Genomic DNA, 15,467 nt, shown 5'->3' with positions numbered 1-15,467 from the left:
TTCATGCGTACACCTTCTTTTCCGACATCGCCGTCGTTGAAAACGTCATCGATTCGATGACTAAGAGCATTGCTTTTGCTGTATCAAGCGACGTTAAGCACGGAATACCATTTTCGACTGCTTCGCGGCGAATGCGGAAGCCGTCGCTTTCCGGCTGTTTTCCTTTCGTTAGGGTATTGATGACGACTTGCGCTTTTCCTTGGCGAATGATATCTAAAATGTTCGGCGACTCAGAATGAATTTTATTGACAACCGTCACTGGAATGTTTGCCGCCCGTAACGTTTCTGCCGTTCCGTTCGTTGCCAATAGTTGATAGCCGATCTCGTAGAAGCGGCGCGCTAACTCAATCGCTTCTTCTTTATCTTTATCGGCAACCGTCAATAATACGGCTCCGTGTGGACGAATATGGATGCCGGAAGCAACAAGCCCTTTGTATAACGCTTTTTCAAATGTTTGATCTTTTCCGATCACTTCGCCCGTCGATTTCATTTCCGGCCCGAGCGAAATGTCGACATTGCGAAGTTTAGCAAACGAGAAGACCGGTGCTTTTACATATACCCCTTCGCTTGCCGGCTTTAACCCTGTCTTGTAACCGAGATCCGCAAGTTTTGCCCCTAAAATCACTTTTGTGGCGATATTCGCCATCGGAACATCGGTAATTTTGCTTAAAAACGGAACGGTGCGACTTGAGCGTGGATTCACTTCTAACACGTACACTTCATTTTTATACATCACAAACTGAATGTTTAACAAACCGACAATTCGTAGCCCTCTCGCCAGCTTCACCGTGTAATCGACAATTTTTTGTTGAATATCACTTGTTAACGTCTGCGGCGGATAGACAGCAATCGAGTCGCCGGAGTGAACACCCGCCCGTTCAATATGTTCCATAATGCCTGGAATAAATACGGTTTCTCCGTCCGAGATCGCATCGACTTCAATTTCTTTTCCGATTAAATATCGGTCAATGAGCACTGGATGCTGCGGATTCACTTTCACCGCGTTTTCCATATAATGCAACAGCTCTTCTTCTTTGTATACAATTTCCATCGCGCGGCCGCCGAGCACATACGACGGGCGAACGAGCACCGGATAGCCGATTTCTTCGGCGATGCGCACCGCCTCACGAACGGAAAACGCCGTTTTTCCTTTCGGTTGCGGGATGCCTAATTGCGACAACGTTTGTTCAAACTTATCGCGGTTTTCCGCACGGTCTAAATCTTCGAGTGATGTGCCGAGAATGCGCACACCGCGCGCAGCCAGTTCAGCCGCTAAGTTAATCGCCGTCTGGCCGCCAAATTGCACAATGACACCAACCGGCTGTTCTAAATCAATGACGTGCATCACGTCTTCGATCGTTAACGGCTCAAAATACAACTTGTCGGAAATGCTAAAGTCGGTCGATACCGTTTCCGGATTGTTGTTAATAATAATTGCTTCATATCCCGCTTCTTTAATCGCCCAAACCGAGTGAACGGTCGCGTAGTCAAATTCGATGCCTTGCCCGATGCGAATCGGACCGGACCCAAGAACGACGACGCTTTCGCGAGGAGTGACGATTGATTCGTTTTCGTCTTCATACGTGCTATAGTAATATGGCGTTTCTGACTCAAACTCAGCCGCGCACGTATCAACCATCTTGTAAACAGGGACGATGCCGGCTTGTTTACGCATATGATACACATCGCGTTCATTCATGTTCCAAAGTTTCGCAATCGCCACATCGGAAAAGCCCATTTGTTTCGCCTTCCGCAACATGCCGATGTCGCCAACGTGTTCGCGGACAACCGCCTCGTATTGAACGATACGGGCAATTTTTGTTAAAAAGAAGCGGTCGATTTGGCTCCATTCGTGAATTTGTTCGATAGAAATACCGCGACGAAACGCTTCCGCGATGTAAAACAGCCGCTCATCGCCTGCTTTGCGAATGCGTTTTTCGAGCAACTCCGCGCTCACATCGCCTTTTATGTCAAGATGGTACACATTCGTTTCCAACGAACGCACCGCTTTCAGCAACGACTCTTCAAACGTCCGGCCGATCGCCATTACCTCGCCGGTCGCTTTCATTTGTGTACCGAGATGACGGTTGGCGGACTCAAATTTATCAAACGGAAAGCGCGGAATTTTTGTCACCACATAGTCAAGCGCTGGTTCAAAGCAAGCATACGTTTTGCCAGTCACTGGATTGATCATTTCATCAAGCGTCAACCCAACAGCAATTTTTGCGGCAAGCTTGGCAATCGGATAGCCAGTCGCCTTTGACGCAAGCGCAGAAGAACGGCTAACGCGTGGATTCACTTCAATAACATAGTAATGAAAACTATGCGGATCAAGTGCAAGCTGGACGTTACAACCTCCTTCAATGCCAAGCGCACGAATAATGCGCAACGACGCATTGCGCAACAATTGATATTCGCGGTCGCTTAACGTTTGACTCGGTGCGACGACGATCGAATCGCCTGTATGAATGCCGACAGGATCGATATTTTCCATATTACATACGACAATCGCATTATCGTTTGAGTCGCGCATTACTTCATACTCAATTTCTTTATAGCCCGCAATGCTTTTTTCTAGCAAACATTGGTGAACAGGGCTTAATTTTAAACCGCTCGAAACAATCTCGATCAACTCTTCTTCGTTCGTACAAATGCCCCCCCCTGTTCCGCCGAGCGTAAACGCCGGACGAACGATGACCGGATAGCCGACTTTTTCTACAAACCCGTATGCTTCTTCTAAGCTATGAATAATTTCACTTTCCGGGACTGGCTCGCCTAATTCATTCATCAAGGCGCGGAACAATTCGCGGTCTTCCGCTTTTTCAATCGCTTCTAATTTCGTCCCGAGAATTTCTACTCCGCATTCTTCAAGTATGCCCGCTTTCGCCAACTCAACGGCTAAATTCAGCCCCGTCTGGCCGCCAAGCGTCGGCAAAATCGCATCCGGCCGCTCCTTGCGGATAATGCGGGAAACAAACTCAAGCGTCAACGGCTCCATATAGACTTTGTCGGCAATTTCCGTATCGGTCATAATCGTCGCCGGATTAGAGTTGACTAAAATGACTTTGTATCCTTCTTCTTTCAGCGCCAGACACGCTTGCGTTCCGGCGTAGTCAAATTCCGCTGCTTGCCCGATCACAATCGGACCAGAACCGATGACGAGAATCGTTTCGATATCTTGACGTTTAGGCATGGACGATCTCCCCTTCTTTTTTAAACTGTTCAATCATCGCCATAAATTCATCAAACAAGCCGTTCGCATCTTCCGGCCCTGGCGAAGCTTCCGGATGGTATTGCACCGTAAACGCCGGAACATCGAGGTGCCGAAGCCCTTCAATCGTTCCGTCGTTCAACGCAACGTGCGTCACTTCTAAACGGGTATTTCGCAATGACTCCGCGTTGACCGTATAGCCATGGTTTTGCGACGTAATCGCCACTTTTCCGGTCGCCAAATGTTTGACCGGGTGGTTCGAACCGCGATGGCCAAATTTCATTTTCTCCGTATCCGCCCCACAAGCGAGCGCAAACAACTGATGACCAAGGCAAATGCCAAAGAGCGGAACGCGTCCAAGAACGCCTTGAATCATATCAATCGCTTCCGGCACATCTTTCGGGTCTCCTGGTCCGTTCGATAACATGACACCATCTGGATGCAAGCGCAATACGTCTTGGGCAGTCGCATTGTACGGGAGAACGATGACATCGCAGTCTCGCTTATTTAATTCGCGCAAAATGCCGTGCTTCATGCCAAAATCAATTAAAACGACCCGATGGCCGCGACCTGGGCTTGGATAAGCACTTTTCGTCGACACCCGTTTTACTTGATCACGTGGGAATTCTGTTTTCTGCAAATACATAACTGCTTCCGTCACATCGACATCCATATTGCAAATCATTCCTTTTAACGTACCGTATTGCCGGATAATGCGGGTCAATTTACGTGTATCAATGCCTGCTAAGCCGGGGATTTTTTTTTCTTTGAAATATTTATCAAGGGTCATCTCACTCCGCCAATTCGAAGGAGCATCGCATATCTCTTTTACAATCAATCCATGAATCGATGGTTCAATCGATTCAAAATCGTCGCGATTAATGCCATAGTTGCCGATGAGCGGATACGTCATTGTGACAATTTGTCCGCAATACGATGGATCGGATAAAATTTCTTGATAGCCGGTCATTCCTGTATTAAAGACAACTTCTCCTACCTTTTGTTCTGTGCTCCCAAACGCTTCCCCGACGAAAAATGTCCCGTCTTCTAAAATGAGTTGTCGCTTCATTGCTCTCTTCCTTTCTCCCAAACAATTTTTCCATTCACGACTGTCATCGTTGGCCATCCTTTGCATGTCCAACCGGCAAACGGCGTATTTTTTCCTTTCGATGCAAACGTAGCCGGATCAATCATTTGTTCTGCCTGCAAATCGATAATCGTGATATCCGCTTTGGCACCGACAGCCAATGTCCCTTGGTTCAGTTGAAACGCTTCTGACGGTTTTTTCGTCAACCAATCAATAAGCTGCTTTAATGTGCAAATGTTCGTTTCAACGAAATGCGTGTAAAGGAGCGGGAACGCCGTTTCCAACCCAACGATGCCAAACGGTGCTAGTTCCATTCCTTCCTGTTTTTCGGCTTCTGTATGCGGTGCATGATCGGTCGCGATAAAATCGATCGTCCCATCAAGCAATCCTTCAATCAACGCTTCCCGATCTTCTTTGCTTCTTAGCGGCGGATTCATTTTAAAGTTCGCATCAAGCCCAGGGATATCTTCATCACAAAGAAGAAGATGGTGCGGCGTCACTTCTGCAGTGACGCGAATGCCCGCCCGTTTCGCTTCACGCACAACCCGAACCGATTCTTTCGTGCTGATATGACAGACGTGATAATGACATCCCGTTGCTTCCGCTAACAATACATCGCGAGCGATATGAACCGATTCCGCTACCGACGGAATCCCGCGAAGACCGTGCTTTTTCGCAAACATCCCGTCGTGGACGCAGCCTTTATACGTAAGCGATTCCTCTTCGCAATGAGCGACAATTGCCATGTCAAGCGCGGCGGCTTGCTTCATCGCTTCATACATCATATGGGCGTTTTGTACGCCAACCCCATCATCTGTAAAAGCAAATGCCCCTGCTTCTTTTAATGCCGCAAAATCGGTCTGCTCTTTTCCGAGCTGGCGAATCGTAATCGCCGCGTACGGAAGAACATTTACATGGGCGGTTTGGCAGATGCGTTCAACGAGCCAATCCATTTGCTCTTTCGTATCAGGTACAGGACGAGTATTCGGCATCGCCGCAACCGTTGTAAAACCGCCTTTGGCCGCCGCAAGCGTGCCGGTTGCAATCGTTTCTTTATGTTCCCCTCCCGGTTCGCGCAAATGTACGTGCAAATCGATAAATCCTGGCGCCAGCAGTTGACCGGCGACATCGATTACTGCATCTTCATTCCCCGCTGCGATCGTTGGGGCGATTTCAGCGATCACGTCTTTGGCGATTTTGATTTCTGTTGGCACAAGCACCCCTGCTTCATTAAGCGAACGACCATTTTTTAAAATAATAGCCATTGTTTATTCCCCCTTCCTTGGCTTGAAGCGCCCGTTTTAATACCGCCATCCGCACATATACGCCGTTTTCCATCTGTTTGAAAATGCGCGAGCGCTCGCACTCGACTAAATTGCTCGCGATCTCGACATCACGATTGACTGGTGCTGGGTGTAAAATAATGCTTTTTGGTTTCATCATTTGTTCTCGCGCAATGGTTAGCCCGTATTGCTCGTGGTATTGCGCCTTCGTTAGCCCCATTTTTTCTCCGTGCCGTTCATGTTGAATGCGAAGAAGCATAACGACGTCTGCTTCGCGAACAGCTGTATCCAAATCAACGTACGTTCCATATGGATTTGTGTCGTCTTTCCATTGTTCCGGGCTAGAAAACAGCACCGTTGCCCCAAGCCTTGTCAAGACTTCCGCATTCGAACGAGCCACTCGGCTATGGCGAATATCCCCAACAATCGCAATCGTCAAGCCGCGAAACGTGTCAAACTCTTGCCGAATCGTTAGTAAATCTAATAATGACTGGGTCGGGTGATGACCGCAACCGTCACCGGCGTTAATAATCGGAATGCCCACCGAGTGGCGAAGCGGTTCAAAATAACGGTCTTCTGGATGACGAATGACCACGGCCTGCACCCCGATCGACTCAAGCGTCCGAATCGTATCATATAACGTTTCCCCTTTTTGGACGCTTGATGTTTCGACATCAAACGGGATGACATGAAGCCCTAATTTTCTTTCCGCTACTTCAAAGCTACATTTCGTCCGTGTGCTCGGTTCAAAAAATAAGTTGGCGACAAATCCAGGCGTTTGTATGTGCCAGTGCGACCCGCGCGCAAATTGTTCCGCTTCATCTAATAATGCGAGAATCTCTTCTATCGATAACTCTGTTAACGTCAACAAATGGTTCATCGTCCGTTCCCCCTTGTATTGAAGTCAAAAGCGACTTTCCGTATGGTTAGTTTGCAAAAAAAGCACCCTGCCTAACCGACAGGGTGCTGCACCGTTTTTGGGCGTAAAAAGGTGTAGGAAAAGAAACCGCTTTTCGCATTCGGTTTTTCCTTTTTACGCGAACAGGAACACCCTTTTAAGTCTCGCGGGACTTAATTAAAAGGTGATGTTACGCTACATGGTCATTATTCTCTTCTAGTTCAAACATGTTTTCGTTTACTGGCGGACGGCCAGGCAAGATTAAGTTTAAGATGACCCCGATAATCGCGGCAAGTGCCATTCCTTGAATTTGGAACGTTTCTGACACTTTTAAAATCGCGCCGCCGATACCGATGACGAGAATAACAGACGAAATCACTAAGTTTCGTTTGTCGCCGAAATCTACTTTACTGTCCACAAGCATCCGTAACCCGGAAGAAGCGATAATCCCGAAGAGAAGAATCGATACACCGCCCATGACCGGTGTCGGAATCGAGCTGATGAGAGCAGTAATTTTACCGACAAACCCGAAGATAATCGCTAACACCGCCGCGCCTGCCAACACGTACACGCTATAGACGCGCGTAATGGCTAACACGCCGATATTTTCCCCATACGTCGTTTTTGGCGGTCCGCCGATTAACGCCGAAATCATTGTCGCTGTGCCGTCACCTAAAATGGAGCGATGTAACCCAGGATTTTTAATATAATCGCGACCAACAACTTTGCTTAACACAAGCTGGTGACCGATATGCTCAGACAGTGTTACAACAGCGACCGGCACCATAAGAAGGACGATTTGCCCCGTAAGGTGAATCGGGTAGTCGATGCCTGGCAACAAGAAGTCTGGCATTTCAAACAGTTTTGCTTTTGCTACTTTCGATAAATCGACAACGCCGATGATTAGTGCATATACATACCCGACGATAATTCCTGCTAATACTGGTACTAAGCTAAACAAGCCGCGCGAGAAAATCGAGCAGATAATTGTTGCAGCAAGCGTTACAAGCGCTACAGAAAAATACGTAAGGTTATATTTCCCATCCGGTCCGTTCATCGCCATGCCAACTGCGACGTTCGCTAACCCTAAGCCGATGACGATAATGACTGGGCCGACGACAACTGGCGGCAATAAGCTCATAATCCAGCGGTAGCCTGCCTTTTTAATAATGAGCGCTACTACGCCGTATACCAGTCCAGCGAGAAAGCTGCCAATCATCGCTGCTCCAGGTCCTCCAGCTGCTTTCGCGGCAATAATCGGCGAGATGAACGCAAACGAGGAGCCGAGATAGGCCGGCACTTGCCATTTCGTGATAATTAAAAAGGCAAGCGTGCCAAGACCGCTCGAAATGAGCGCCATCGCAGGACTTAATCCGACAAGATATGGGACTAAAATCGTTGCGCCAAACATCGCGAATAAATGTTGCAAGCTTAAGGTTACCCATTGCAACGGTGAAGGTACATCTTTAATATCCAATACTGGTTTGTTCATCGTTTTTCCTCCTCCATAATAAAAACCCTCTTCGCGCAAGGCACAAAGAGGGTATGATAAATCTCCCCCCTTTGTCAGCCTCGCAGGACTGCCTTTAAAAAGGGTGTTTCGCTATTTTTCATGAATGCTTACTTGATCTAATCCGTCCACTTCTTGCAGTTCGACGACAATCATTTCAGCGCTTGACGTCGGAATATTTTTGCCAACAAAATCAGCACGAATCGGCAATTCGCGATGACCGCGGTCAACTAACACGGCCAGCTGAATTTGCGCCGGGCGACCAAAATCCATAATCGCATCCATCGCCGCGCGCACCGTTCGACCGGTAAACAACACATCGTCGACGAGCACTACCTTTTTCTCCGTGACGTCAAACGGAATCGCCGAGCCTTTTACGAGCGGCTCTTTGTCGCTCGTTTTCGTCGTTAAATCATCGCGGTACAGCGTAATATCCAATTCCCCAACCGCAAGGGCGTTACCTTCAATTTGTTCAATCCGCTCCGCGAGCCGTTTTGCTAAATAAATGCCGCGCGTTTTAATGCCGACAAGCACGCAATCATCCACACCTTTGTTCCGCTCAATAATTTCATGGGCGATGCGCGTCAAGGCGCGGCGAATCGCTTGTTCATCCATGACAACTGCTTTTTGCATGTTTTCACCTCCATACAAAAACCCTCTCACCGGTTGGCGAGAGGGCAGAGTGGTGTCCTTCACATCCGCTACCTTCTCAGCCTCACAGGACTGCACTTAAAGGTTCTTGCTCACTTGAGTTTATTGTACGTGTCGCTTTATTGTTTGTCAACGATTATTTCGTAACAAATCGAGCAATTGTTCAAACTCTTGTGGAAGCGGTGCTTCAAACTCCAAATATTCTCCCGTGCGCGGATGACGAAACCCTAAGATGCCTGCATGCAGCGCTTGGCCATCAATCGGCAGCGTCCTTTTCGGTCCGTATTTCGGGTCCCCTGCAAGCGGATAGCCGATATATTTCATATGGACGCGAATTTGATGCGTCCTTCCTGTTTCCAGTTGGCATTCAATAAATGTATAGTCCAAAAATCGCTCTAGCACGCGAAAGTGCGTAACCGCTTCTTTCCCATCTTCCACCACTGCCATACTTTGCCGGTCGTGTTTGTCGCGGCCAATCGGCGCGTCAATCGTGCCGTAATCGTGCGGAATGACGCCATGAACAATCGCTTTATATTTACGCGTCACTGTTTTGTGAACGAGCTGATTAACAAGCGACTCGTGCGCCATATCGTTTTTTGCGACCATTAATAATCCGGACGTATCTTTGTCAATTCGATGGACGATTCCAGGACGCAAAACGCCGTTAATCCCTGATAAATCTTTACAGTGGGCAAGCAATCCGTTCACGAGCGTTCCGCGCATATGTCCTGGCGCTGGATGGACAACCATCCCACGCGGCTTGTTGACGACGAGAACGTCTGCATCTTCATAATAAATGTCCAGAATCATTTCTTCCGGTTCTACATCGAGCGGCTCTGGCTCTGGCAGCGTAATCGTTACCTCGTCGCCAGCCGAACATTTATAGTTCGCCTTTACCACTTTTCCATCCACCGTCACTAAACCGTCTTTCAGCCATTGTTGTACTTGCGAGCGCGACCATTCTTCGTTTAAAGCGGCAATGACTTTGTCAATTCGCTCGCGGTCGTATGCTTCCTCAATCTGAAACGTGACTACATCCATTATTCATTCTCCTTCTCTTTCGCACTCATCATAAACGTTTGGAGAAAGACGAGCGCTACGCCAATGCATAAAGCAGAATCGGCAATATTAAAAATCGGAAAATTGTATGTGCCAATATACGTATGAATAAAATCGACGACTTCTTTGCGAATGAGCCGGTCAATAAAATTCCCGATCGCTCCGCCGAGCATCAAGCCAAGCGCTACGCCAAACAATCGTTCTTCGCGTGGCAAGCGCTGAATATAAATGACTAAGCCTATGACAACTACAATCGTAATAAGATAAAACAACCAAAATTGTCCTTGCAAAATGCCCCACGCTGCCCCACGGTTGCGGTGGGAAGTAATATATAATGCGTTTGGAATAATGGTGACACTCTCGCCAATTTTCATTTTGGTTGCAACTAACCATTTTGTCAATTGATCGAGCGCGATTACTAGAAGTGCAATCATATAATAAAGCACACAATTCCCTCCAACTCGACATATGTACTTATGAATTGTAACATACGGATAAAGAAATAGACAACGACTGCCTATTTTTTCAGAAAAATAAGCCCGCCTCATGAGGCGGGCTTTTGATTAGGCGCTATAATGCTCTTTAACGATGTGTGCGCAGCGTGGACATAGCGTTGGGAACGCTTCATTTTGACCAACGTCTGGAGTTACTATCCAGCAACGTTCGCACGTTTCTCCATCCGCCGGACGTACAACAATCGCCATGCTTGCAAATTTTTGCGCTGTTTCTGGCGCCGCATCATACGACCCGGCGATTTCAAAGCCAGATACGATAAAGAGCTGCTTTAAGCTTTCGTTGATAGACTCTATCAACTGTTTCGTTTCCGCTGTCGGATAGACCGCCACGTGCGCTGTTAACGATTTGCCGATTACTTTTTCGTTTCGGGCAACTTCTAGCGCTTTTAACACGTCGTCACGCACGTTCATAAACGCATCCCATTTCGCAAGCAATGCTTCTGCTCCTTCGATTTCCAATGCGTCTGGCATATCAACAAGCTGTACGCTTTCTTCTGTTTCTTTCCGGTTCGGAATATGCCCCCATACTTCATCGGCCGTGTGCGGCAAAATTGGCGCGACGAGCTTCGTTAACGCGACAAGCGTTTCGTACAGCACCGTTTGGATCGCACGACGGTCATGAGCGTCTTTTGCTTCAATATAGAGAATATCTTTGGCGAAATCTAAATAAAAGGCACTTAAATCGACTGTGCAGAAGTTATTCACTTCATGATAAATCACCGCAAAATCGTACGTTTCGTAAGAACGTTTCACTTTGTCAATTAAGCGGTTTAATTTAACGAGCATGTAACGATCGACTTCGCGCAACTTGTCAATCGAAACAGCGTTTGGATTCGGGTCAAAATCAAATAAGTTCCCGAGCAAGAAACGGAACGTATTGCGAATTTTCCGGTATACTTCTGCTACTTGTTTTAAAATGCTATCAGAAATGCGCACATCCGCTTGGTAATCGACAGAGGCAACCCAAAGCCGCAAAATATCCGCACCTAGTTGCTCCATTACTTTGGCCGGGACGACGACATTGCCGAGCGATTTGCTCATTTTTCGCCCTTCGCCATCAAGCACAAACCCGTGGCTTAACACTTCTTTATACGGCGCTTTCCCAGTAACCGCAACAGCTGTGGAGAGGGAAGAGTTAAACCAGCCGCGATATTGGTCTGAACCTTCTAAATAAAGGTCTGCCGGACGCTGCAGATCGTCGCGCTCTTCTAGCACTGCTTGATGCGAAGAACCAGAGTCAAACCAAACGTCCATAATGTCAGTTTCTTTCGTAAAGCGGCCGTTCGGGCTGCCTGGATGTGTAAATCCTTCCGGCAATAAATCTTTCGCTTCGCGCTCAAACCAAACATTCGAACCATACTGTCTAAATAAGTTCGATACGTGTTCAATCGTTTCGTCCGTAATAATTGGTTCGCCGTTTTCCGCATAAAAGACCGGAATTGGCACCCCCCATGCCCGTTGACGCGAAATGCACCAGTCGCCACGGTCGCGAACCATGTTATATAAACGCGTTTCGCCCCAAGCTGGCACCCAGCTCGTTTCTTGCACGGCTTGCAAAAGTTCGTTGCGAATTTTATCAATGGATGCAAACCATTGCGCTGTTGCTCGGAAAATGGTCGGTTGCTTCGTACGCCAGTCGTGCGGATACGAGTGCGTAATAAAGCTTAGCTTTAACAATGCACCGACTTCGTTTAATTTTTCCGTAATCGCTTTGTTCGCTTCATCATAAAAAAGACCAGCAAAGCCCGGCGCTTCTTCTGTCATATACCCACGTTCGTCCACTGGGCAAAGCACACCTAAACCGTATTTTTGTCCGACGATAAAGTCATCTTCCCCGTGCCCTGGCGCTGTATGAACACAGCCAGTTCCGGCATCCGTCGTGACATGTTCCCCGCAAACGACGAGCGAATCGCGGTCATACAACGGATGTTTCGCCACGACATACTCGAGTTCTTTTCCTTTCAACGTTTTGCGGACAACAGTACCTTCCCAACCAAGCTCTTCTGTCACCGATTCTAATAGCGCCGATGCCACCACATATTTTGCTTCGGCCACTTGAACGACGCTATATTCCAAGTCAGGATGGACCGCGATTCCTAAGTTCGCTGGAATCGTCCAAGGAGTTGTCGTCCAAATGACCATTTTTTCGTCTCCTTCGAGTACCCCTTTTCCGTCTTTAATAGAGAAAGCAACATAAATCGACGGAGAGCGTTTATCTTTATATTCAATTTCCGCTTCTGCTAACGCTGATTCGCTCGACGGGGACCAATACACTGGCTTCAATCCTTTATAAATCAAGCCTTTCTTCGCCATTTCCCCAAACACTTTAATTTGTTGCGCTTCATATTCTGGCTTTAACGTAATGTACGGATTGTCCCAATCCCCTCGCACGCCAAGCCGCTTAAATTGTTGGCGCTGATTGTCAATTTGCTCATATGCGTACTCTTCGCAACGTTTGCGGAATTCGGCGACGCTCATTTCTTTCCGGTTCACGCCTTTATTTTTCGTGAGCGCCGTTTCGATTGGCAGCCCGTGCGTATCCCATCCAGGGACATACGGTGCACAGTAGCCACTCATCGATTTGTAGCGAACGATAAAGTCTTTCAAAATTTTATTGAGGGCATGCCCCATATGAATGTCGCCGTTCGCATACGGCGGTCCGTCATGCAACACAAACAACGGTCGACCTTTCGTACGTTCCTGCACTTTTCGATAAATGTCCATTTCTTCCCATTCCGCTTGAATTTGCGGCTCACGTTGCGGCAAATTCCCGCGCATTGGGAAGTCAGTTTGTGGCATTAATAACGTGTCTTTGTAATCCATCCTTCATTCCTCCAGTGTATTAATCAATAAAAAAACCGCCCTCTCCCACAAAAGGGACGAGAACGGTCTCGCGGTACCACCCTTATTGACTATATAAAATAGTCCTCTCTGCATTCGTTAACGGGAATGACACGCCATTGCTTACTTACTTTCTTTCAGCATGGAACTCGAGGGTGATCTTCACTCTTTCGCTTATGCTAGGCTTCCACCGCCCCTAGCTCGCTGTCATAAGTGGAGAAAGAGCTACTGTCCCTTTCATCGTCGATTCGTTATTCTTTTCGCCGCATTTTCGTATTATGATTATATGCAAACGAACAAAATTCGTCAAGATTGGCTTATATTTTCCTGTTCGTCCAATTCAATCTCTTTTACTTCGTATTCCATTAAGTGGTCCCAATCTTCGTTATTTAACATCTCAAGTTGCGCTTCGACAAGCATGCGGAAACGTGTCCGAAAAACTTTGGATTGCCGCTTCAACTCTTCGATTTCAAGCGCGATTTTCCGCGATTTTGAAAGCGCCTCGCTAATGATGCGATCGGCGTTTTTCTCCGCTTCTTTGATGATAAGTTTTGCTTCTTTTTGCGCATTTCGCTTCACTTCTTCTGCTGTTTCTTGCGCAATTAATATGGATTTATTTAACGTTTCTTCAATGTTAGTAAAATAACTCAATCGCTCTGTTAATTCTGCCACTTTTTCTTCTAACTGTTTTTTTTCCCGAATCACCATTTCATAATCTTTAATTACTTGGTCTAAAAACTCATTTACTTCATCTTCGTCATATCCGCGAAAGCCTTTGCTAAATTCTTTATTATGAATATCTAATGGCGTTAAAGGCACGAATGCCACCTCCGTCTATATCTTTCCTTTTTACGTTTATTCGACACTTTTCCCGAAATTCCTGCCACGATTCGATTATTTTTGCGTCCCTATGTGGAGGCGAAAACGATCCTTTTTTGTTTTTCCATCAATCGAAAAAAGCTTCAACCGACCAAGTCCGCGCGCCGAAATCGTATCACCTTCTTTGCATTCCGCGTGCGCTTGTTCGACAATTTTCCAATTTATTTTAATGAGTCCGTTTGCAATCAACGTTTGTACATGTTGTCGCGACGCGCCAAACGCTTGCGCAACTACTGCATCAACCCTTAAAGAAGAAACGGTAATCGTTGCTTCATTCCATTGTTCGTTTAACACAATGATTTCTGTTAACGGTTTTTCTTCGACCGTCACTTTCGTTTTTCCGACTGCTTGCAAATGAAGCTGAACGTATGAAGCGATTTCTTTTGCCACGAGAAATTGCACATCGTCTTCTTTCATCAGTACATCGCCAAACTTGCTGCGCTTTACCCCAAGCGACATTAACGTCCCGAGCACTTGCCGATGAGTGAGCGAAATAAACTTCCGCGGATAATGAAGCGAAAAAAGCGCAAGCTGAAAATCTTCTTCTTCCGGCTGAAAGTACGGTGGATATAAAAGCGCTCGTTTGCGCTCGACAAACGAGGCACCGCCAAAAAAGGAAACGCACACGTCCTCATCGTCCCCGATCACAAGCTTGACAATTTCTTGTTCGCGCGGGTCGAGGAAATCGGTCAATCTAGGGCTATAGTTCGTGTGCACACTTTCTCTCCATTCAATCACTTGATCAATAAAATGGTGTTCTTCTTTGCGAAAATGTTGATATATATTCATTCCTACCCCTTACTTTCTCATGAAGAAAGGAACCCTTTGTGGATTCCTTACACTAAATGTAACATGCTAAACAACGCATGCAGCCCACGTGTTGCAAAATTAAGCACAATTAACGCGGCAATGGGCGACACGTCAATCATGCCGAGTGGCGGAATAATGCGGCGGAACGGCTCTAAATACGGCTCGCAAATTGCTGCTAACAGCTGGCCGATTTTCGTACCGCGCGCGTTCGGAAACCATGACATTAAAATATAAACGATTAACGCATATGAATATATTTCAATAAGCGTTGTTAAAAACGTAAGCAACGTATACATACATTACCACCTTTTCATTGTTGTTTCATCGTCCGATATTGCGGAAATCGTGCCGGATACATCAACATTATCCGGCGTGCATAAGAAGATTTTTGTACCGACTTGCTGAATATCTCCACCAATCGCATAAACCGTTCCGCTTAAAAAATCGACAATGCGCTTCGCTTGATCGTGTGGAATGCGCTGTAAATTCACAACAACCGCGCGGCGGTTTTTTAAATGGTCAGCGATTTCTTGTGCTTCTGCATATGCTCTCGGTTCGATAAGCACCACTTTCGACGATTTTTGCACACTTTGCAAGCTGACGACGTTTTGCTTCGCTCCTTTTGCTGGCTGCTGAGGCTCTTCCTCTTCTACATACTCTTCCTCATATTCTTCATAATCATCCTCTAAAAAGTAGTCTTTGAATTTTTTAATCAATCCCATA

At 46.8% G+C, this 15,467-nt stretch carries 13 protein-coding genes and 1 other annotated feature; all 13 genes read right to left on the bottom strand.

The genetic code is table 11. The annotated features are described in order from the left end of the window. Window position 1 precedes the first annotated feature (1 nt). A complete protein-coding gene (gene carB, locus GFC30_RS07105; protein ID WP_066323636.1) occupies window positions 2–3,193 on the bottom strand; it encodes a carbamoyl-phosphate synthase large subunit in 3,192 nt (1,063 codons plus the stop codon). After that, the gene (locus GFC30_RS07100) at window positions 3,186–4,280 is read right to left on the bottom strand and encodes a carbamoyl phosphate synthase small subunit (protein ID WP_066323634.1); all 1,095 of its coding nucleotides are present in this window, start codon (window positions 4,278–4,280) and stop codon (window positions 3,186–3,188) included. Before GFC30_RS07100 ends, carB begins: the two co-directional genes overlap by 8 nt. Beyond that, entirely contained in the window at window positions 4,277–5,563 is a 1,287-nt protein-coding gene (locus tag GFC30_RS07095; protein WP_066323632.1) for a dihydroorotase, read from the bottom strand. The genes GFC30_RS07100 and GFC30_RS07095 overlap by 4 nt, the downstream gene beginning before the upstream one ends. After that, a complete protein-coding gene (locus GFC30_RS07090; RefSeq protein ID WP_066327230.1) occupies window positions 5,529–6,461 on the bottom strand; it encodes an aspartate carbamoyltransferase catalytic subunit in 933 nt (310 codons plus the stop codon). Before GFC30_RS07090 ends, GFC30_RS07095 begins: the two co-directional genes overlap by 35 nt. Window positions 6,462–6,669: 208 nt before the next feature. After that, window positions 6,670–7,971 (bottom strand): solute carrier family 23 protein, encoded by a 1,302-nt coding sequence (locus GFC30_RS07085; protein ID WP_066327227.1) that lies wholly within the window; start codon window positions 7,969–7,971, stop codon window positions 6,670–6,672. A gap of 111 nt (window positions 7,972–8,082) precedes the next feature. Then, window positions 8,083–8,622 (bottom strand): bifunctional pyr operon transcriptional regulator/uracil phosphoribosyltransferase PyrR, encoded by a 540-nt coding sequence (pyrR, locus tag GFC30_RS07080; RefSeq protein WP_066323630.1) that lies wholly within the window; start codon window positions 8,620–8,622, stop codon window positions 8,083–8,085. 147 nt (window positions 8,623–8,769) lie between these two features. After that, the gene (locus GFC30_RS07075; RefSeq protein WP_066323627.1) at window positions 8,770–9,681 is read right to left on the bottom strand and encodes an RluA family pseudouridine synthase; all 912 of its coding nucleotides are present in this window, start codon (window positions 9,679–9,681) and stop codon (window positions 8,770–8,772) included. Beyond that, window positions 9,681–10,133, bottom strand: coding sequence for a signal peptidase II (gene lspA / locus GFC30_RS07070; protein WP_274520109.1), 453 nt, complete (start codon window positions 10,131–10,133; stop codon window positions 9,681–9,683). The genes GFC30_RS07075 and lspA overlap by 1 nt, the downstream gene beginning before the upstream one ends. A gap of 129 nt (window positions 10,134–10,262) precedes the next feature. Next, window positions 10,263–13,037: an isoleucine--tRNA ligase gene (ileS, locus tag GFC30_RS07065; protein WP_066323621.1), complete on the bottom strand. Its 2,775-nt coding sequence runs from the start codon at window positions 13,035–13,037 to the stop codon at window positions 10,263–10,265. Window positions 13,038–13,086: 49 nt separating this feature from the next. Next, window positions 13,087–13,305: a binding site (T-box leader), on the bottom strand. 56 nt (window positions 13,306–13,361) lie between these two features. Continuing rightward, window positions 13,362–13,874 (bottom strand): DivIVA domain-containing protein, encoded by a 513-nt coding sequence (locus GFC30_RS07060; protein ID WP_066323619.1) that lies wholly within the window; start codon window positions 13,872–13,874, stop codon window positions 13,362–13,364. 75 nt (window positions 13,875–13,949) lie between these two features. After that, a complete protein-coding gene (locus GFC30_RS07055; protein ID WP_066323617.1) occupies window positions 13,950–14,723 on the bottom strand; it encodes a YlmH family RNA-binding protein in 774 nt (257 codons plus the stop codon). A 47-nt stretch (window positions 14,724–14,770) separates the two neighbouring features. Continuing rightward, window positions 14,771–15,040: a YggT family protein gene (locus GFC30_RS07050; protein WP_066323614.1), complete on the bottom strand. Its 270-nt coding sequence runs from the start codon at window positions 15,038–15,040 to the stop codon at window positions 14,771–14,773. A gap of 3 nt (window positions 15,041–15,043) precedes the next feature. Continuing rightward, the gene (locus tag GFC30_RS07045) at window positions 15,044–15,466 is read right to left on the bottom strand and encodes a cell division protein SepF (protein ID WP_066323612.1); all 423 of its coding nucleotides are present in this window, start codon (window positions 15,464–15,466) and stop codon (window positions 15,044–15,046) included. Window position 15,467 lies beyond the last annotated feature (1 nt).

Origin of the sequence: Anoxybacillus amylolyticus, from assembly GCF_001634285.1 — a bacterium.
GTDB classification, from domain to species: Bacteria; Bacillota; Bacilli; order Bacillales; family Anoxybacillaceae; genus Anoxybacteroides; species Anoxybacteroides amylolyticum.
The sequence above is the reverse complement of the archived record's forward strand: the minus strand, read 5'-3'. Positions and strand labels throughout refer to the sequence as shown.